Genomic DNA, 20,412 nt, shown 5'->3' with positions numbered 1-20,412 from the left:
ATAAGAAGAGACGGCCTCCACGTGGTGGAAACCGTCTCTTTGCTTTTTGCTTAGAGTACAAAAGCACTAGTAATGATTACCAACAAAATGAAAAGTACCAGAATGGCACCAGCCGATGAGTATCCTCCGACAGCGGACATGTATGATTCCCTCCTTTTAAATGCTGTTTATAAGATAGGATATGAACCAGGGGACAAATGTGTATAGACGTTTATCCTGATTGCTCATAATTTGGTCGATGTTGGGGGAATCTACGGAAGAATCAAAAGATCTGTAGAGGAGGCGAATAAAGTCGTGGCCGATATTATGCTTAGACCTGACCTGAAAACAGCAGGCGGTGAAGTCTGCGATATTATGTATAATGGAGAGTTTGTCGGTACGTTAACGCTAGTCTACAGGGAATCGGATCGACTTAAAGGCTCGATTCATCTGGAGCGGCAGTCCATTACGATTACAAACAAGAATAAGGTGTACGAGTTCGTACAGTCTTATATTCAGGATGTGATTGACGCTTGCAGCATAAAGGATTGCGAGGTGTTAGTCAGCTATAGTGAGTATGATTTTGTGATCGCCACAGATCATGCTTTGCAACCAGCAATCTTCGAGGTGGATGCTTTAGCCGATTTGCATCAGGATGAAGTTGAATTTGAGTGGGTAAGTGATGAGACCCCTTTCGAGGATATGGATGCGGATTATGGGTTGGATCAAATGGATATGATTGAGGAGCGCAAGAAGAATCAAGGCTATGAACTTGTGATTGTTGGCGAGAACAGAAATCGTGTGGAGTACCATGTGTATGATAAAGAATCGGAGCTGGTTGCTGAAGTGGCAACCCATGTATATGGTTCAGATGTGGTAGGAGATGTGTTGTGGAAATTCGATCCTTTTGTGGAAGAGATGGATTTGGTAACGGAGCTGATCGTTGCTGATTTCAATGAGGATGAGACGGATTCCTTTATTTTCAACATGATTTATAAGGGAGAAACAATTGATACGATCGAGTTGACACATATTGATTTATTAGACTTGGTTGATGAGATCAAGGTAGATGCCTTGACTCCGCCCAATCCAGATGATTATACGATTGTCATGGCCCGGGATGATGGAGATACATTAACATATGAAATTTATCAGCAATCCTACGGCGGATTACCTATTGGTACTGCAACTGTTGATATTAGTTCACGACAATTAACTGGATTCATTGATTTCCGCGAGCCGGGAGATTCTGATGACCGAGAGCTGATAGCTTCTTTGCTGCTGGATGAACTGGATAAGGAAAAAGACTATGAAACCTTCAATGTCTCGATGCTTTACAGAAATAAGCTTATTGATGAAATCTGGTTTGAAACCGATCAATTTCATTGATAGATCCTTAAATAATCATATAAAAAAGGCATGAGTTTCCATATCTAGATGGAAGTCATGCCTTTTTTTATTTGAACTTAGAAAGAGTTGGAAACGACAACTTGATCTAAGGAGAAACGACCTGCGGATCTTGCAGGAGCAGCTGCCAGGCCTAGGCTGATAAGCATAACAGGCACATAACGGGATGGCACGTTGAACGCTTCAATGAATTTGCCTGCATCATAGCCGCCCATCGGGCAAGTATCATAGCCAAGGGATTTAGCGGCAACCATAAGCTGCATAGCAGCGAGGGAAGCGTTGCGAATAGCTTCGTCGCGAGCGACTTGCGGGTGTTGATAAGCGCCTTCGATTTGAGCAACAAGGTTGTCTTTCAGCGCTTGCGGCATGAAACCAGCGTCTACGGCTGGACCGAACACGGCATCCGCATTTTTGTTTGCTTCAAGATCACCTAGAATAGCGATAACCACGGAGCTTTCAACGATTTGTTTTTGTCCATAAGCGATAGGAAGCAATTTTTCTTTTTGAGCTTGATCGTCAATAACGAGAAGCTTCCAATGCTGGAGGTTCCAAGCTGATGGAGCTTGGGATGTTGTTGTTAGAATTTGCTCAAGCACTTCTTTTGGGATTTGGTGTCCTGCTTGGTATTGCTTTACGGAATGGCGCTCTTCTAATACTTTTAATACTTCGTTTTGAACTTGTGTACTCATTTGGTTTCCCTCCAGGAAAGATAATAAATTCTTTTTAGTGTGTTTTATCTGGTTAGAAAGCATGCCTTGTAAATATTAGTACAAAGCCGCTGAACTGTAAACATTTTTATAACATTTAATACTGTAATCATAAATGTTATAGTTATTGCTGTCAAGAGAGTCTTCCGTGATGTCGGAAAATGTTGGATAATGAAAAGAAGAAAGGGGATGTTCCTCTTGAAATTGACGCAAAAAGAGCTGAGCCACCTAATTTTTTTGTCAGAAGTTGTTCTAACAGGAAAGAAAAAGAGTCTGATGGACGAGACTTTGCAATGCTTGCTGTATATTGTGAAATCAGTTGAAGAGGTGGAACTCCCCGAAACGGTCGTAAGTCAAATTGAAACATTGACGGCGTTGATTGAAATGGATTTGCGCAGTGAGAATGAACGCATTCAGGAAATTCGCAGCCATTTGGACTGGTCGCACAAGGGAAGAAGGAATCCGACAGATGGATTGTGAGAAGGGTGCTCCTCGTGATATCATGTAGAGTACTGTTTTTTCATAATTATGAGGTGATAGATATGAGCTACGACATCCCCAGAGATGTGCAAATGTTGGGGCGAGACATCCAAGAGAACCAATTAAAATATCACAACAAATTTGTTTTGATTTCCAAAGAGTTTACGTTTGACAGTGCGCATCATTTGCATTGTTATGAGGGAAAATGTAAAAATCTGCACGGCCACACTTATAAGCTGCAAGTCATCATGCGCGGACAAGTAGATAGCCGAGGGATCGCGATAGATTTTGGAGATATTAAACGCATTGCCAAGGAACGCGTCATAGACCGCTTGGACCATAAATATTTGAACGATGTGCTGCCGGCTATGAATACGACGGCTGAAAATATGATCGTCTGGATGTATGAAGAAATTCATCAAGCGCTTGTGAATGAACAGCTTTTCCCTGCGATTAAGCTGGAAGAGATTCGCTTGTGGGAGACGCCGACCAGTTACGCGGCGATTACGCGCGCCATGATGGAGGAGGATCTGTAATGCGAGATTACCGCATTCCGATGGTGGAAATCTTCGAGACGGTTGAAGGGGAGGGAACCCGTGCGGGGTTCCCGACAGTCTTCGTCCGTCTTTTTGGTTGCAACCTGCGCTGTACATGGTGTGACACCAAATACAGCTACCCGCCCGCCGAGGCAGAGAACGTCATGACCATTGCTGAGATTGTCAGCAAAGTCAGTTCGTTCCGCTCCCGGCATATTTGTTTGACCGGCGGCGAGCCGCTCCTGTACGGCGAGAAGTCGCTTGCCTTAATCGAGGCGCTCGCTGAGCTGGAGCAGGTCGATGACCTGCATATCGAGACGAACGGCGCGATCGACCTTGCCCTGTTCGTGGAGCGGGTAGCTTCGCCGAAGGTGCGCTACATCATGGACTTTAAGCTGCCGGACTCAGGCGAGATGGCGCAGATGCTGACGAGCAACTTCGCGCTGCTGCGCGAGCAGGACGAGCTGAAGTTCGTCATCGGCAGCGAACTTGACTTCCGCACCGCGGTAGAAGTGCTGGAGCAGCATCCAACGAAGGCGCTGCCGATGTTCAGCCCCGTGTGGGAGACGATGCCGCCGCATAAGCTTGTCGAGCATATGCTGGCTGCAGGGTTGTCCAAGGTGAAGCTGAATATGCAGCTTCACAAGATTATTTGGGATCCGGCGATGCGCGGAGTGTAACGAGCACATCGCTGAGGATTTGTGCCACACAAGAATACAAAAGAGGTGTCGATATGAGCAGCAATGAAGTGACGAAGAAAAGAGCCGTCATTATTTTAAGTGGCGGATTAGATAGTACAACCTGCATGGGGCTTGCCAAGGAAGCCGGATATGAGCTATATCCGCTATCTTTTGACTATGGCCAGCGCCATAAGATTGAAATCGAGAATGCCAAGCAAGTGGCTGAACATTATGGTGTGAGCAAGCGTCATAAGATCATCAAGCTGGATTTCTTGCGTGATTTTGGCGGAAGTGCCTTAACCGATGATACGATTGAAGTACCTAATGTGATGGATAGTGAACAACCGGATGCAGGTGAATCAGAAATTCCAGTTACGTATGTCCCAGGGCGCAATTTGCTGTTTCTTTCCATTGCCACATCCTATGCGGAAGTAACGGGCTCAGAAGCTATTTATATCGGAGTCAATGCGCTGGATTACAGCGGCTATCCGGATTGCCGTCCAGAGTTTATTCATAAAGTAGAAGAAGTGATCGCCCTTGCGACGAAGGTTGGCGTGGAAGGCAAAGGCATCACGATCGAAACCCCACTGATGGATTGGACCAAAGCCAAGATTATTGAAGAAGGCTTGAAAATTGGCGTGCCTTATGAACTGACGACATCTTGTTATAACGGGAAAGCTGAGGCTTGTGGCGTTTGTGATAGCTGCCGATTGCGCTTGAAAGGTTTTGAAGAAGCAGGTTCTAAGGATCCTATCCCATATCTCATTTAATATCGTACAAGCACTTGCAGGTGGAAAGGCGGAGCGTTGCATGACCAGAGTGATGGTGGTGGATGATGACGCAGATATCAGGGAGCTGATTCGCGTTTATTTGGTTGGTGAAGGCTTGACGGTCATACAAGCCAAGAATGGGCAAGAAGCACTTAAAATGCTTGAAACAACGCAAGCGGATCTTGTCGTGCTGGATGTGATGATGCCTTTGATGGATGGTTGGGAGCTATGCCGCGAGTTAAGGGCGCAGTACAGCGATCTTCCTCTCCTAATGGTGACAGCCAAGAGCGAGTCTGTCCATAAGGTGAAAGGCTTCCAGCTAGGCACGGACGATTACCTTGTGAAGCCCTTTGACCCTGTTGAGCTGGTCATGCGTGTCAAAGCATTGTTGAAACGCTACCGCATCAATGTTTCTCAGACGATTTCTCTGGGCCAGTTAACGATTGATCGTACTAGTCTAGAGGTTCGGTTGCAGGATCAACGTCTAACGCTGCCTTTAAAAGAGTTCGAACTGCTGTATAAGCTTGCAAGCTACCCAGGACAAATTTTCACCCGTACTCAACTGATCGAGCAAATCTGGGGAATGGATTATGAAGGCGATGAACGTACAGTGGATGTTCATATTAAACGGTTGCGTGAACGGTTCGAACCTGTAACGGAGGAGTTTCGAATTGCAACGATACGAGGACTTGGCTACAGGCTTGAGGTGAGAGCATGATTAAGTCCCTGTATACGAGAGTTGTTCTGACTTTTTTAGCTGTCGTTGTGATCAGTCTCTTAGTCGCTTTCCCTCTGGCTACAGTGCTGTTCACGAATTGGGTTTCCAGTGACGTCCAAGCGGAAATGCTAGCGATGGGTAAGCAAATTATTATCTTAAGCCAGGATGTACAACCGAAGAATTTGGACTCTTTTCTATCTGGGAGCAATCGGCTCAATGAGAATTACAGCTTTACATTATTCAATGAACAAGGGGAGTCAACAACCCCGATTAAATTGGACAAAAAGGGACTTCCACGCATTCAGAAATGGGAGGTTGCTGACGTCCTTGCTGGAAACATTTATAAAAGCTTGGATTATGAGAGGCCTAAAGATCCTTTCAATCGCATGAAAATCGGATTGCCGCTGCATGTCGGAGATAAAACCTATGCGATATTCATTCATCCCAATTTCAATGATATGGCCAAACACCAAGCGCAGACCATCATTCTTTCCGTCCTTGTCATCGTGCTTGCTGTGGGCAGTTTGCTGATACTGATTGCTTCGCGTTACTTGGTAAATCCGCTGAAGAAGCTGACTCTGGCTACAGAACGGCTATCTCGCGGCAATTTCAATGTACATGTTTCCTCCAATCAGAAAGATGAATTAGGGAAGCTTGCACAAAGCTTCAATCATATGGCAGGCGAGTTGAAACAGCTGGAGCAGATGAGACAAGACTTTGTTTCGAATGTTTCGCATGAGATTCAGTCACCGCTAACGTCGATACGTGGCTTCTCGAAAGCATTGCGAGGATCCGAAATTGACGAGTCCGAGCGGGGTTTTTATTTGGAAATCATTGAACGAGAAAGTGAACGCTTGTCCCGCCTAAGCGAAAATTTATTGAAGCTAGCCTCACTTGAATCGGAACATCATCCTTTTCACCCAACGATATATGATTTGGACGAACAATTGCGCAGAGTGGCTGTTTTCTATGAACCGCAATGGTCAAGTAAGCAGTTGGAGCTGGATTTAGAGCTTCCGCGTGTGAAAATAACAGCAGATGCCGATCAATTAAGCCAAGTCTGGATGAATTTATTGGGGAATGCCATTAAATTCACGCCGCCAGAAGGCACGATTCGCATTCGTTTGGAGCCGCTCAATGACCGAGTGCGGGTTCGGATTCAGGATACCGGCAGGGGCATCGCGGCTGCGGATCAAGAACGGATTTACGATCGGTTCTATAAGGCTGATTCGGCCAGACAGCGAGAGACAGATGGAAGCGGGTTAGGTCTGGCAATTGTCCGTAAAATTGTCGAGCTTCATCATGGCACGATTGAAGTGCATAGTGAAATGGATCAAGGCACACAATTTACGGTTACGATCCCTGTGATGTTTAATCCTCATAAGAAATAAGCTGAAAACCTTGGAGCTATTTTTATTTCCAAGGTTTTTTTGATTTGTTCATATTGGGTTCATATTGTACCTGTATCTTATACATAGAATCACTTGATGAGGGGAGTAAAGGAATGAATCGACTTACACACTTTTCTATGAAAAATGTTTCGGCATTATTCATAATCATGATCATGCTTTTTGTAGGCGGACTTTATTCAGCTACACAACTTAAAGTTGAGAACATGCCTAACGTTTCCTTCCCGGTAGTTGCGGTAACTACATCGTATACCGGAGCGCCGAAGGATGTCATGGATGAAATTACGGATCCAATCGAAAAAAAGCTAGCTAATCTAGAAGATTTGGATTCGATGCAATCAACGTCGAGTGATAACTTTTCAATGGTTATCATCATGTTTAAAGAAAACGTCGACATTGATAAGAAAAAGCAAGCTGTGCAAGACATGCTCGCCGAAGTTAAGCTTCCAGCCACAGCAGGAGCGCCGAAGGCCTCCACATTCGGGGCAGCATCCTTTCCATCCAATTATTTAGTCGCTTATGCTAATGATGGGGTCAGTCAAACCGAGCTTGATAAGTCCTTCAAAGATAAAATCAAACCAGGACTTGAAGGCATTAAAGGGATTGACCACATGGACGTTATTGGTGCTAGAACCACGTCCCTCGATATCGAGCTGGATGCTTCTGCTCTCGATGTTTATGGACTATCACCTGGCATGGTGAGTAACGCTATTACTTCCGCCGCGGCCGCAAGTCCGATTGGCAGTGTCGAAATCAGCGGCAATAACAAAATGACGCGTGTTACCGGTAATTTATCCAGCTTATTCGATCTGGAACAGGTGGAGATTACAACGCCGAAGGGCGATATCGTGCTGCTCAACCAAGTAGCCAAAGTAAAGGCCATTACGGAGTCAGACTTCAATGGTCGATTAGATGGCAAACCAGCGATCGGTATGATTTTGTACAAAGCTGGCAGTGCCAATGCCGTAGAATTCTCAGGTTCTATTGAGAAAATGATTGGCGAGTGGGAGCACACGCTTCCTAATATTACTTTCAAAAATACCTATAACAGTGCCGATCAAATTAAGGAATCGATCGCAGGACTTGTGCGTGAAGGTATCGTTGGGGCCATTCTGGCATCCTTGATGATTTTGGTTTTCCTAAGAAACGTAAGGATGACGTTAATTGTTCTCGTCTCGATTCCGTTGTCGATCTTGATTACCTTGCTGTTAATGTCCCAGTTGGGCTTAACCCTGAATACGATGACGCTTGGCGGTATATTTATCGCAGTAGGACGCGTCGTCGATGACTCGATTGTCGTTATTGAGAATATTTATGCTTCCTTGGAAAAAGCGCAAGAACGCAAAGAATCCGTTATCGCGTTAGCAACGAAGCAAGTTTCCATGGCCATTACATCTTCAACGCTTGCCACTGTAGGGGTTTTTGCTCCACTAGCTTTGGTAACAGGTGTAATCGGCGGATTCTTTAGACCTTTTGCATTAACGATCGCATGTGCCCTTTTATCTTCCTTAATTGTGGCTTTAACCGTGATTCCGATGCTGTCCAAACTGCTTGTGCTGCGCAGTAAGCCAGGCAAGGCACATCATGATGAAAACACACCAACACGTTTAACAACATTTTATGAAAAAGTGTTGACGTGGAGCTTGAAAAACCGCATTAAAACACTATTAATTTCAGTGCTGCTGCTCGTTGTTACGATCGCAGGAACCGTACCGTTCCTGTCCGTTGCTTTCTTGCCAACTGCCAAACCGTCGACAACGCTGTACTTCCAGTTGAAATTGCCGTATGCGACTTCATTTGAGGCTACGGATGCAAAAACCAAAGAAATCGAAACTTTCTTCTTAGGTGCGAAGGATTCGACGGGTGAGCCCGTGTTTAAATTTGTTGAAGGGTTAGTCGGTTACGCCGGGAAAGATGATGAACGCACACCGTACGCTTCACAAATTTTCGTTCAATTGAATGATAAAGTTGATCCTACGCTGGTAACAGCTGAAATGAAGGCGTACATTTTATCGGAATTGCCAAACGGCTCGGAAGTGGAGTCCAAGTCCATGGAAGGTGACTTTGGCGCTTCATCCACAGACTTCGCTTACACCTTGCAAGGTGAAGACCAGCTGCAATTAGAAAAAGCGGCAGGCATGGTGAAAGAGAAGCTGCAAACTTTCCCAGAGCTTAGCGAGGTTGCAGATAACTTAAGTGATGCCAAAACCGAAATTGAAATCGCAGTGGATCAGAAGAAAGCAAGAGCTTATGGCTTAAGCTCCTCGTCAGTGCGAGATACCGCTCGTGCTTGGATTCAAAAGCAAAGCTTAGGTGACATGAAATTCGATAATATCGTGTATACAACGACAGTATCTCTCGATAAAGTGGACAAAGACACGCTTGAAAAAATGGGTAACATCCCATTGACAGCGGCGAACGGGTCCAAGGTATTATTGAAAGAAGTTGCGAAAATCAATGAAATTAAAGGCGCCGCTTCACTGGCGCGTGAAGATCAGCAGCAGCTTGTCAAAGTTACAGCGAAAATTAACGATAAAAATAAAACAGCCGTCAGCGCTAAGCTAAGCGCTGCATTGAAAGAAGTTCAATTGCCAGAAGGCGTAACGCCGAAAGTTAAAGGCGTGTCGGATGATGTTAACGACAGCTTCAAACAATTGTTCGTTGCTATGGCAGCTGCCATATTCGTTGTTTACTTGATCATGGTATTGGCTTTTGGTAATGCCAGCGCGCCTTTCGCGATTCTATTCTCTTTACCGCTCGCTGTTATTGGGGGACTGCTCGGACTTGTTATTGCGAGAGAACCACTCACCGTAACATCCATGATTGGTTTCCTCATGCTTATCGGTATCGTTGTAACGAATGCCATTGTCTTAATCGACCGTGCGCAGCAATTGCGCGAAGAAGGATATACAGTACGTCATGCCTTAATCGAAGCAGGGAAAGTAAGACTTCGTCCGATTATTATGACCGCAGGCGCTACAATTATGGCCCTCGTACCTTTAGCTTTAGGGATTTCCGCTGAAGGCGGGTTAATCGGTAAAGGATTGGGCGTTGTTGTTATCGGTGGTTTGATTACTTCAACTTTACTGACACTCGTTGTCGTGCCTATCGTTTATGAATTGATAGAAAGCATGAAGAATCGTTTTGGTCGTATGTTCAAACGCAAAAAAGGTTCCGAACAAACAACAACAAGTACGTTAGAGGTATAGGAGGCACATAGATGATTAACGATAGTTCTCGGAAACGTAAATTCAAATATCGCTCGATGGGAGTGATCGCGCTGCTGACAGCAGCCGCGGTCCTCGCCTCAGCTTGTTCAGCACCAGGGGCAAAAGGGGCAGCAACCGTTCAATTAGCGCCGCGAACGATTAAAACAGAAGATATTAAGAAACAGAAAATCAGCAATCCGATTGAACAGGTTGCAGATGTAGCGGCAGGTACGACGCTGGATGTCGTAGCCAAAGCGAATGGCGAGGTAACCGAAGTTCTGAAAAACCGCGGTGAGTATGTTCAAAAGGGCGATGTCCTCTTCGTTCTTGACAATAAGGATGCCCTGTCAAACAAACGCAAGAGTGAGCTGTCCTTAAGAAGCGCACAAGAGTCCTTGCAGCAAGCCAAAGACAACAAAGTAAACAACCGCAAAGATTTGGCGGACAACGTGACGCGGTCACAAACTGCCCTTACCAATGCTCAGCAAGATTATAATAAAACGCGCAATGATTATGATGCAGGACTTGTCGTTCAGCATCAAGTGGATCAAGTGAAACAAGCGCTGGACAACGCGCAGATGAATTTGGATGCGGCTCGAAGCAAGCTGTCCGCATTCGACAACTCAGATTCAATCTCATCCATTCTGACGCAAGCTGAATCAGCAACCTTGGCTCTGGATGATGCAAATCGCTCCTTAGAAAATTATGAGATTAAAGCGCCAAGCAGTGGCATTTTAACGGACTTTAATGTCGTAGTTGGACAATCGGTGAATGCCGCGGCAGGCAAAGTAGGTCAAGTGCAGCAGATTGATCCTATTAAAATTAAAACGGAGCTATCCGAAACGAACTACCAGCTTGTGAAAGGCAAACAAGAGCTTGTTTACTATAATCCGGATCAACCCGACAAAAAGGGAACAGCCAAAATCAGCTACCTGGCACCAATTATGAGTGCTGCAACCAAAACGTACACGTTAGAGCTGGAGGTAGCCAACGCGGATCATAAGCTGCAGCCTGGTACCCGGTTCATGGTGCAGTTGACGACTGAAACGGAAGAGAAAGTAGTTGCGATTCCTACTTTGAGCGTTATTCGGGAAGAGTCAGATACGTTTGTTTTTGTTAAACAAGGCGATCAATACTCGAAACGGAAAGTAAAATTGGGCCGTATTAATGGCGAGTATCAGGAAGTGCTTGAAGGTGTAAAAGATGGCGAGAATCTAGTTGTAACGGGGCAAAACACGTTGAAAGACGGACAAAAGGTAGATGCTGCTGCTTCAGCAGCTCCGTCTGCGACACCTGAAGCCAAGAAATAAACATCAGAGAACGAATAGACATCTGTGAACACTTCATATGAAGGAGAGTAAATAAATGAAAAAGAATCCATGGAAAACAAGCCTGACTGCTATTGTACTGGGTACGATGCTCGTTCAAGGCGGCATGACCGCTTGGGCAGCTGATGCGGGATCGGCTGTAACTTCGGCTCCTACTGTAAATTACGGACTGACTAATGATATCCGAGCAGCAATTAAAAGTGTAGCCGTGACGCCAACAGCGTCCGGCTCCCAGCTTGCTGTTACTGTTCGATTGTATAACGGAGGTACGACTCAGAACAGAGTGCCTGAACATGAGCTGAGGTTGCAAACAACAAGCGGTGTTTCTTATACACTGAAACCTAGCGCAGGGAACAAAGAAACATTGCAGCCCAAAGAGATCGGCGAGCTTGTATATATGACTTCGATTGACAGCAAAGAAATCGGTCAAGTCAGTCAGCTTTCATTTGTAAATGTAGATATCTACTCCTACCCTAAAGTAGAAACTACACTGCTTACTATGCCTACGGCGTCCGTTTGGTATGGCGGGACAGGAACAGCCGCTTTGCAAAATTTGGGCAACTTGGCTTGGGGCCAATCCTTTACGATTCCAGGCGTTAATTCCGGTTTAACTTATTCCACAGTTGAAGCTTCCATGCAGGATACGGCAACAGGCCGTGTAGCTGTAGTTACGGTCTTGGCCAGTAATCCTGGTGAAGGTCGAGAAACGGTACCTGCCTTCCGCATGGATGCTCAATCCGAAGTGAAAAACTACGAAGGCAAACGTTCCGAAGCAGAATCTGTAACTTTGGAAGCCGGAGAGAAGAAATATCTTCATTATGCGATCCCGGTTGAAAATGGTGTGACTTTAACGAATTTGGTTGTGCTGTCTACGGATTCATTCGCACCTAAAGGTGAAGGTCAAGGTCCAGCAACGACTCTAGCAACGGGAAAACTAGCAATTAGCTGGCCAAAAGCGGATCAAGAGAAATCAACTGCTGTGCCTTATACGATCGGCCAACCTATTGCATTTGATCCATTAACGAAAGTTGTGGATAAGCAAACACAAGTATCATTGATGGAACTTCATCTTCATGAGAATCCAGGCGAGGGTTATCAAACAGCGGTGGCTAAGTTCAAATTAACGAATACGAGCAGTGCGCCTATTGCGACACCGAATTTCCAATCTGAATTGGTGAGTTCCCAAGGGGTTACGTATCAAGGAGCACGTCAATCGAATGTGACGACGATGTTGAATCCGGGCTTAAGCTACGTGGTCAGCTATGCCTATGTAGTTCCGCAAACAGAAGCGGGCACAAGCTTCTCTATGAAGCTGCTTGATGCAGCAGCCGCGGCGCCTTACACAACGACGATTGCTGCTCTGCAAACCGACGTTCAGAAAGAAGGAACAGATTCAACGATTTCCTTATATCCGTTTGATCTGGTATTCAAAGATGTCACTGTAAGCACGCAGACGACGCCACAATTGACGTATTCGTACAAGTTCCGACTTGACTTGGGGATTACGCAAAAAGAGAATGTTGTCGTAGACAACAATTTCTCCAAATTAAGATTTGAAATCGTGGATAGTGCCGGACGTGTGGTAGGTTCGAAGGATGCGGCGTTCACAGGAGCGAATAAATTAATCAGCGGTGTTCAAACGATTGATGCATCGAACATTACGACTGATCAAGTTAGCTATCCGTACACTGTGAACGTGTATGAAACGATTGAAACTCCAAATGGGACTTCGAAACGATTGGTGAAAGTGATTAAGGGTTAATTCTGATCCCGCTGAACACGGGCTTTGACCGATTTGGCGTAATCAGAGGGAGACATGCCAACCGCTTTCTTAAAGTCCCTCGAGAAATAGTGTATGCTCGTATAGCCAAGCATTGCAGCAATTTCTGTGAAATTGTAGGGTTCTTCGCGAATCAATGTTTTGGCTTGCTCGATCTTGAGAGACTTGAAGGTTTCCATGACACTGGTTTGCAATTGCGTTTGGAAGAGCTCCTTTAAGCGGCTTTTGCCCAAGTGAAAAGTTTGACATAAGTGATCTTGGGTGAAAGATTGCGAGAGATTGGCTTGCATATAGGTTATAATTTGCTGAACAATTCGTTGTTCAGCTTTTTCTTTTTGCAGCGAAGACTGCTTCACGGTCTCTTGGATGAATGATTGGTCTTGATGCCTGATTAAAGTAATGAGCAGCAGCTCTAAGTTGGATTTGATGACTTGTTCAGAGCCAAATGGCGCAGACGGATTTCTAGCCAGGTGATGAACGGCGGATTGATCAAAAGGTGGCAGGAAAGCTTGAAATCCTTCTTGGATAATCAAGGAAAGCATATTGCGTTCCCGATCGCCTAAAGCAATGATTTTATTCTCAAAATGGGACATTGCCGCGGATACGCATTCGAATGAAATGACAATCAGATTTGGCGGCTTATGTTCATGCTTCACACTAACGGTATGGAATTCCTCTGGTTTATGAAAGATCATATTCCCCTGGCGCAGCGTATGGACCTGATCATCGGCACGCACCTCAACTTCGCCTTTATCGACGTACAGCAACTCCCAAAAGTCATGCTGCTCTCCCTCAAAAACATACCCTTTGGCATATTCGAAATAATGAAAGGAAATAAGGTTTTGAATGATTAGTGACTCTTGAAGCTGCAAGCGTGGAAATTTCATGCTGTCCGACCTTTCTGTTTCAGGTTAAATGAATGCATCCTCAATTTTAACATACTCGTTTTTGGAAAGTGCAAATAAATCGGCTTTTTAGGTAAATATTCTCGGTATGTACTCTTCTATAATAAATGATAGAGACGGAGGAGATAACGATGAAAAAAGGAATCAATATTTGGTCATTTCCAAGTTCACTGAAAGTGAAAGAAGCGATTGCATTAGCGAAAGACGCTGGATTCGATGGGATTGAGCTCGCATTGAATGAGACTGGTGAGTTGAGCCTGGAAAGCACAGCAGAAGAAATCAAAGGTTACCGTCAGCTAGCGGATGAAACGGGTATTGCCATCAGCAGCCTAGCTAGTGGTTTATATTGGACTTATTCCTTAACAAGCAGCAATGCGCAGATCCGTGAGAAGGCGAAAGCGATCGTCAAAAAACAGCTTGAGTTTGCAGCGATTCTTGGTGTGGATACGATTCTTGTCGTGCCGGGAGCCGTTGGGGTAGATTTCATCCCCGATGCGGAGGTTGTACCTTACGATCAGGCTTACGACTATGCTTTGGAAGCGCTGAAGGAGCTTTCTGTTGAAGCCAAAACTCAAAACGTTTCAATTGGAATCGAAAATGTATGGAACAAATTTTTGCTGTCTCCTTTAGAAATGAGAGACTTTATTGATAAAATCAACTCTCCATTTGTTGGCGCTTACTTTGATGTAGGGAATGTACTCTACTCCGGTTACCCTGAGCATTGGATTGCTATTTTGAATAAACGAATCAAAAAAGTGCATTTCAAAGACTATCGCCGCACAGCTGGAGGCTTGCATGGCTTCGTAGATTTGCTTGCCGGTGATGTGAATTATCCAGAAGTCGTGAAAGCTCTCGAAGCGATCGGCTATGACGATTACGTTATTGCAGAAATGATTCCGGGTTATACCCATTACGGGGAACAAATCATTTTCAATACATCAGGTGCTATGAATGCAATCCTAGGGAGGAACTAATCATGCTGAGAGTCGGATTAATCGGAGTAGGTTTTATGGGGCGTACGCACATTGATAATTATGTTCGCCTTGAAGCGGAAGGCGTTCCAATCAAGCTGGTCGCTCTATGTGATATCGATGAGACTAAGCTTACAGGTCAAGGGTCTGGCGGCAATATTGAGACGACAGGTTCAAGCGTTGATTTCAGCCAATTTCATAAATATACAAGTGTTGCCGAGATGCTCGAGAAAGAGCAATTGGATTGTGTCAGCATTACACTGCCTACGTATTTGCACAAAGAAATTTCAGTTCAATGTCTGAATCACGGTGTTCATGTGTTATGTGAAAAGCCGATGGCACTGAATGCGGAAGAATGCCAGGAAATGATCCAAGCCGCAGAAGCTAACGGGAAACAGTTATTGATCGGACAATGCTTGCGATTCTGGCCTGCTTACGTGTATCTGAAGCAAGCGGTGGAAGAACAAACATATGGCAAAGTGTTATCCGGTTATTTCTACCGTGGCGGCGCTACGCCAACTTGGGGACCGTGGCTGATCGAGAAGGATAAGAGCGGCGGAGCTTTGCTGGATATGCATGTTCATGATATTGATACGATCAATTGGTTGTTCGGCAAACCGGAATCTGTTTCGTGCTTGGCGAAAAATGTCGTGCCTGGCAGCGGTTACGATGTTGTCTCCACCAACTATTTGTACGAGGATGGCAAAGTTATTAATGCGCAAGCCGACTGGACACTCGAAGGCGATTATGGATTCGATATGCAGTTCCGCGTTAATTTTGAAAAAGGAAATATCATTTTCCAAGGAAATACTCTGAAAGTGAATTTGAATGAAGGCGGAGGCTTTCAACCAGAGATTTCTGCGGAAATGGGTTATTACCAAGAAATCAAATATTTCGTTGAAACGTTGATTCAAGGCGAAGTTATTCCAACGGAAACGGCTTACAGCACGCTTGACAGTATTGAGATTGCGGTTGCAGAGATCGCATCAGCAGACAGCCGCGGCGCTTGGGTACAAGTCAAATAACCGCAAGAAATGAATACGAACCATCAATGCCATGCTGAATGGGTTGATGGTTTTTTTATGGTTATTACTAGCATTTGACTGAAATCGCTTACGTAACCTAAACTAAAAGCATTTGATAGTAAGGAGCATACGAAGTGAAAGACACAGAAACAATAGCATCTTGGAAAAAGCTTAGTCTGTTCGCGGTCACATGGCCGATCTTCGTTGATTCCGTTCTGCGGATGATGCTGGGAACTGCCGATGTGTTTATGCTAAGTCGAATATCGGATCAAGTCACTGGCGCGGTTGGCTTGGCGAATGAAATTATTGTGTTTTGTATTCTGATGTTTGGTTTCGTTGGCATCGGAACTAGCGTGGCAGTCGCTCAGAATCTGGGGGCAGGCCGCAAGAAAGAAGCGAGCCGTATTTCAGCGCTGGCGATCACAATTAACTTGATTTTTGGTATTATCGTAAGTATTGTTTTAGTCGTTTTTGGTGAATCATTGATGCGTTTGATGAATTTGGACCCAGGCCAGGTTGCAATTGCCAAGAAATATTTAACTTTGATTGGTGCATTCATTTGGGTTGAAGCTTTATCCTACGCTATTTCTTCTGTCTTGCGTTCGAACGGGCAAACTAGAGATGTTATGTATGTTACTCTTGGCGTGAACATCATTCATGTCGTGGGAAACAGTCTGCTTATCTTCGGTAACTTAGGATTTCCGGAGCTAGGAGTCACTGGTGCTGCGGTTTCAACCATCGTAAGTCGGCTGCTTGGACTTATCGTACTTATTGTTATTCTATATCGTAGAATCCCTGCACCCATTCGGTTAAAAGACTACATCACCTTTGACAGCCGGATTGTGAAACAGATCCTAAGCATTGGGCTGCCGTCAGCGGGCGAGCATTTGTCTTGGCAGTCACAGTATTTGATGATTGTCAGCTTCGTCAATATCATTGGGCAGGCTGCTTTGAGCACGCATGTCTATGTTATGAACGTAACGAACTATTTCATGGCACTCGGGATGGCGATCGGCATGGGGACCGAGATTATTATCGGTCATATGGTCGGAGCAGGAGAATTCAAAGCAGCATATCATCGCTTGCTAAAGAGTCTGCGCATTTGTTTTGTTGTCACTTTTGTCGTGGTTGGCATTGCGGCTATTTTCCGCAAAGATCTGCTTGGATTATTCACGGACAATCCGGACATTATCGCAATGGGATCAACGATCTTGCTGCTTTCGATCATCTTGGAGCCTGGGCGCACCTTCAATCTCGTGGTCATCAATTCCCTGCGGGCCGCCGGAGATGCTAAATTCCCTGTTTTTATGGGCGTTATCTCCATGTGGGGTGTTGCGGTACCGCTCGCTTATTGGCTCGGAATTCATCTGGGCATGGGATTGTTGGGGATCTGGATTGCTTTTGTAGTCGATGAATGGCTGCGGGGCATCCTGATGTATCTTCGCTGGAAAAGTGGAGCTTGGAAAAGCAAAGCACTCGTCAAACCTGTTGGCGTGGTTCTTACTGAATAGTACTCCCCAAAAAACACAGACCCTTTTATCGGGGATCTGTGTTTTTGGTTTGGCTATGACATGACGGAGCTGTTAGGAATAATGCTAGTGTCTATAAGACACATGACTTTATGGTTTAACTCCTGTGTAGATTTGGATCGCATCTCGCAGAAATGCTGCCAAGCCTGGCTGCTTTTCATCATAGTAGGCTCTGAACCGTTCATCGTCGACATACATTTGTGCTACACCAGCATGCGCTTCTTTGGTATAGTTGCTCCAATAGCAGGATAACCATGTTTTGTGCAAGTCAGCTGCTTGTTGCGCGAGGTCACTGGAAGGATCACCTGTTTGAAAAGCTTCTGCCAAGGTTGTGAGGACTTCGCTTGCTAACCGAGCAGCTTCGTCATATTGTTCTTGTGTCATATTTTTCAGTTTGTTATTGGACGTATTCACTTTATCATTGCCATAGCGCTCTCGAATTTCTTTCCCGTATTTCGCCTCGTTATCGTCGATCAGCTTTTGTTTGAAACCTTCGAACTTCTCTTTATTTGCCATGGTGATGCTCCCTTCTGAAAGTGCAATTGTTTTTTCAACGTTTGCAATCAATACATTTAATTGATTTCTTCTGTTGAGGAGCTGTTGATGATGTTCTTTGAGCGCGCGGCTTCCATTGAACGTAGGCGCAGAAATCATCTCCTTAATGCGATCCAGAGGAACATCTAGTTCTCTGTAAAACATAATTTGCTGCAGCCTGTCAACTTCCGCCTGGCCATAGATGCGATACCCGGATGAATTAATTCTTGCCGGCTTAAGAATTGCAATTTCATCATAGTATCGCAGTGTTCGGGTGCTGACTCCAGCCAACTGAGCCAAATGTTGTATGGTATATTCCATCTGTTCGCCTCCTGACAACTTAACTGTACAGCTTTACGCAGCGTGAATGTCAACCACTTTTTTAGTGCTGATTGGGTATACAAGCTATTGCCTTAGAATAGGATGATACAAGCTTTGAATCAATCAATGAATGGGTGAGTTAATTGCAAACGATGCTTAGTTTTTTGCTTTTAGGCATATCTCTGTCGGCACCGATTGGGCCCATTAATGCCGCTATGCTGGATAGAGGGATAAAGCGGGGTTTTCTTCATGCGTGGCTTGTTGGGATTGGAGGTATGTTGGCTGATGTCATCTTGATCATCCTGATTTACTTCGGACTCGTGCATTTTCTGACAACGCCATTCATGAAAACTTTTCTGTGGATTTTTGGCTGCTTTATTTTGTTATACACGGGAGTTGAAAGCTTAATCGGCGCCGGGAAGCTCCAGAAGGATGACTACAAGTCAGAAGAAACGATGGCCAAATCGTTTTTCGCCGGGTTTATCATGTCAATTACAAGCCCGCTGTCTATTCTCTTTTGGGTGGGGATTTACGGGTCTGTTTTAGCAGAAACAATAGCTGAATTCGATAGAAATCACGTTCTGTTGTATACGGGGATGTTGTTCATAGGAATTATTGTATGGGATCTCTTTATGGCTTCTTTGGCGAGCACCTTCAAACATTTTCTTACGCCCCGCTCGCTTTCCGTCATATCGATCATTTCGGGATTATCCTTAATTGGCTTTGGCCTGCATTTCGGATTCAAAGCATTTCATGTTCTTGTTGGCTGAGTCTTTGTTTTCTCCATTTGAAGCTCATACCGAAGGTAACTAAGCCGATGATCACGATAAAAAGAAGACTAGCCCAGAAACCGGGACGGCTAGTCGAATGAAATAGGGTTCCTGTGATCGCGGTGAGGATAAGAAGCATCCCGATATACCGTTTCAGCTTGCCCCAAAGGGTGAGCTGCAGCAATTGACCGGAAGAGAGCAGGATAAAAAGCCAGTTCAAAAGCAGCATAATACTAGCCGCGGTACTGACATAAGCATACAGCTTCTCCGGCAATAGAAGGGCCATTAGAACAGCAAGCGCAATACCGCCAGTCGTAAATCCAATGGCTGGAAGCGGCATTTGTCGAATCCCTTTGGTACGTTTGGCAAAGATAGAAGGGGCATCCTGATCTTGTGCCATAGTCACGAGAATGGTGGTTACGGCAAACAAAGAGGCGACCATGGTTGAGAAGCCAGCTATGATCAGAATGGCATTGAATACATGAGGGACGAATGGAAGGCGGTAAGCGCCAAGAGCCGCCTGGAAAGGGCTCTCTTTGTCTTGCACGGCACCCAGGGGCAGCAGTGTTAAAGCCAGAATGAGTGATGCGATATAAAGGGCAGTTAATACGAGAAGCATCACATTCCCTGCTTTTTGAGCCTCCTCAGGCCGCTTCAGCCTTGTGGCCATCAGTCCCAAGATTTCAATGCCGCCAAAAGCATAGTACGCATAAATGAAAGAGGACCAAGCCCCAAGCGGACCTGAAGGTAAAAAGGCTTCTTTTGTCGTAGGAAAATGAGGTTGATGAGTACTTCCAGAGATAAATCCCAATACCGCGGCACCTGCAATGACGAGAAACATGAGGATAGCGGATATTTTAATTAAGGCAAAGACGCGCTCTGTGCGTTCAAAAGCTTGATTGCCGGCCAAGATGACACCTAAGCCTAAGATGGCATATAGACAGGCGAATACCCACATGGGGATCGCTGGCAGCCAGAAACGGGAAAAGAGTGATAAGGCAGTAAGCTGGCTTCCCATAATCAGAAGCTCTGAACTCCAGTAGACCCAACCATTGGCAAAGCCTGCCGAGCGGCCAAAGGCTTTTTTGGCATAGGTTTGAAAAGAGCCTTGCTGCGGGTCTGCTTGTGTCATTTTCGCCAAAACATCATAGACCATATAAGTTCCAAAGGCCGCAAGTGCAAACATGAAAATGACGGACCCGCCGCCCATGGTCATGCCGATGCCCGAGCCCAGAAAAAAACCGGTGCCAATCGTACAAGCCACGCCCAGCAAAGACAATTGCCACCAAGCCAGCTTGGCGGCGGGTTTATTTTTCTTTTGTTTCGTCATAGCTCTCCTATACGCAGATAAAGG

Annotated in this window: 19 protein-coding genes; 14 read left to right on the top strand and 5 right to left on the bottom strand. The window is 45.2% G+C overall.

Annotation, left to right across the window (positions count from 1 at the left end):
* Positions 1-50: 50 nt before the first annotated feature.
* Complete coding sequence (locus tag BC351_RS42915; RefSeq protein ID WP_208629737.1) at positions 51-140, bottom strand: YjcZ family sporulation protein; 90 nt, start codon at positions 138-140, stop codon at positions 51-53.
* A 154-nt stretch (positions 141-294) separates the two neighbouring features.
* On the opposite strand from BC351_RS42915, the gene BC351_RS16020 reads away from it, so the two are divergent.
* Complete coding sequence (locus BC351_RS16020) at positions 295-1,368, top strand: hypothetical protein (RefSeq protein WP_144028420.1); 1,074 nt, start codon at positions 295-297, stop codon at positions 1,366-1,368.
* Positions 1,369-1,445: 77 nt separating this feature from the next.
* On the opposite strand, the gene BC351_RS16015 is transcribed toward BC351_RS16020, so the two are convergent.
* Positions 1,446-2,075 (bottom strand): nitroreductase family protein, encoded by a 630-nt coding sequence (locus tag BC351_RS16015; protein ID WP_079413749.1) that lies wholly within the window; start codon positions 2,073-2,075, stop codon positions 1,446-1,448.
* 216 nt (positions 2,076-2,291) lie between these two features.
* On the opposite strand from BC351_RS16015, the gene BC351_RS16010 reads away from it, so the two are divergent.
* From BC351_RS16010 to BC351_RS15970, 9 genes are all read left to right on the top strand, one after another.
* On the top strand, positions 2,292-2,573 hold the full coding sequence (locus tag BC351_RS16010; RefSeq protein WP_079413832.1) for a hypothetical protein: 282 nt from the start codon (positions 2,292-2,294) through the stop codon (positions 2,571-2,573).
* A 62-nt stretch (positions 2,574-2,635) separates the two neighbouring features.
* Positions 2,636-3,109: a 6-carboxytetrahydropterin synthase QueD gene (queD, locus tag BC351_RS16005; protein ID WP_079413748.1), complete on the top strand. Its 474-nt coding sequence runs from the start codon at positions 2,636-2,638 to the stop codon at positions 3,107-3,109.
* Positions 3,109-3,789: a 7-carboxy-7-deazaguanine synthase QueE gene (locus tag BC351_RS16000; protein WP_079413747.1), complete on the top strand. Its 681-nt coding sequence runs from the start codon at positions 3,109-3,111 to the stop codon at positions 3,787-3,789. The genes queD and BC351_RS16000 overlap by 1 nt, the downstream gene beginning before the upstream one ends.
* Positions 3,790-3,842: 53 nt before the next feature.
* A complete protein-coding gene (queC, locus tag BC351_RS15995; RefSeq protein ID WP_079413746.1) occupies positions 3,843-4,559 on the top strand; it encodes a 7-cyano-7-deazaguanine synthase QueC in 717 nt (238 codons plus the stop codon).
* A 40-nt stretch (positions 4,560-4,599) separates the two neighbouring features.
* Positions 4,600-5,277: a response regulator transcription factor gene (locus BC351_RS15990; RefSeq protein WP_079413745.1), complete on the top strand. Its 678-nt coding sequence runs from the start codon at positions 4,600-4,602 to the stop codon at positions 5,275-5,277.
* A complete protein-coding gene (locus BC351_RS15985) occupies positions 5,274-6,668 on the top strand; it encodes a sensor histidine kinase (RefSeq protein WP_079413744.1) in 1,395 nt (464 codons plus the stop codon). The genes BC351_RS15990 and BC351_RS15985 overlap by 4 nt, the downstream gene beginning before the upstream one ends.
* A 113-nt stretch (positions 6,669-6,781) precedes the next feature.
* The gene (locus BC351_RS15980; RefSeq protein WP_079413743.1) at positions 6,782-9,895 is read left to right on the top strand and encodes an efflux RND transporter permease subunit; all 3,114 of its coding nucleotides are present in this window, start codon (positions 6,782-6,784) and stop codon (positions 9,893-9,895) included.
* An 11-nt stretch (positions 9,896-9,906) separates the two neighbouring features.
* Positions 9,907-11,205, top strand: a complete 1,299-nt coding sequence (locus BC351_RS15975; protein ID WP_079413742.1) for an efflux RND transporter periplasmic adaptor subunit — start codon at positions 9,907-9,909, stop codon at positions 11,203-11,205.
* A 55-nt stretch (positions 11,206-11,260) separates the two neighbouring features.
* A complete protein-coding gene (locus BC351_RS15970) occupies positions 11,261-12,985 on the top strand; it encodes a hypothetical protein (RefSeq protein ID WP_079413741.1) in 1,725 nt (574 codons plus the stop codon).
* Here BC351_RS15970 and BC351_RS15965 read toward each other — a convergent pair.
* On the bottom strand, positions 12,982-13,890 hold the full coding sequence (locus tag BC351_RS15965; RefSeq protein WP_079413740.1) for an AraC family transcriptional regulator: 909 nt from the start codon (positions 13,888-13,890) through the stop codon (positions 12,982-12,984). The genes BC351_RS15970 and BC351_RS15965 overlap by 4 nt on opposite strands.
* A gap of 149 nt (positions 13,891-14,039) precedes the next feature.
* Here BC351_RS15965 and BC351_RS15960 point away from each other — a divergent pair, with 149 nt between their 5' ends.
* The 3 genes from BC351_RS15960 to BC351_RS15950 all read left to right on the top strand — a co-directional run bounded on the left by BC351_RS15960 (position 14,040) and on the right by BC351_RS15950 (position 17,415).
* A complete protein-coding gene (locus BC351_RS15960) occupies positions 14,040-14,882 on the top strand; it encodes a sugar phosphate isomerase/epimerase family protein (protein ID WP_079413739.1) in 843 nt (280 codons plus the stop codon).
* Positions 14,883-14,884: 2 nt separating this feature from the next.
* Positions 14,885-15,904 carry a Gfo/Idh/MocA family protein gene (locus BC351_RS15955; RefSeq protein ID WP_079413738.1) on the top strand — a complete coding sequence of 340 codons (1,020 nt, stop codon included), beginning with the start codon at positions 14,885-14,887 and terminating at the stop codon, positions 15,902-15,904.
* 134 nt (positions 15,905-16,038) lie between these two features.
* Positions 16,039-17,415, top strand: a complete 1,377-nt coding sequence (locus BC351_RS15950) for an MATE family efflux transporter (RefSeq protein ID WP_079413737.1) — start codon at positions 16,039-16,041, stop codon at positions 17,413-17,415.
* A gap of 108 nt (positions 17,416-17,523) precedes the next feature.
* Here the strand turns inward: BC351_RS15950 and BC351_RS15945 are convergent, their stop codons facing one another.
* Complete coding sequence (locus BC351_RS15945; RefSeq protein ID WP_079413736.1) at positions 17,524-18,288, bottom strand: MerR family transcriptional regulator; 765 nt, start codon at positions 18,286-18,288, stop codon at positions 17,524-17,526.
* Between the two features lie 152 nt (positions 18,289-18,440).
* Between BC351_RS15945 and BC351_RS15940 the strand changes: the two genes are divergently transcribed.
* Entirely contained in the window at positions 18,441-19,058 is a 618-nt protein-coding gene (locus tag BC351_RS15940; RefSeq protein WP_079413831.1) for a LysE family transporter, read from the top strand.
* Here the strand turns inward: BC351_RS15940 and BC351_RS15935 are convergent.
* Positions 19,030-20,388 carry an amino acid permease gene (locus BC351_RS15935; RefSeq protein ID WP_079413735.1) on the bottom strand — a complete coding sequence of 453 codons (1,359 nt, stop codon included), beginning with the start codon at positions 20,386-20,388 and terminating at the stop codon, positions 19,030-19,032. The two genes, BC351_RS15940 and BC351_RS15935, sit on opposite strands and share 29 nt — an antisense overlap.
* Positions 20,389-20,412: the final 24 nt, after the last annotated feature.

Origin of the sequence: Paenibacillus ferrarius (assembly GCF_002027705.1) — a bacterium.
In the GTDB taxonomy this organism is placed as follows: Bacteria; Bacillota; Bacilli; order Paenibacillales; family NBRC-103111; genus Paenibacillus_E; species Paenibacillus_E ferrarius.
The sequence above is the reverse complement of the archived record's forward strand: the minus strand, read 5'-3'. Positions and strand labels throughout refer to the sequence as shown.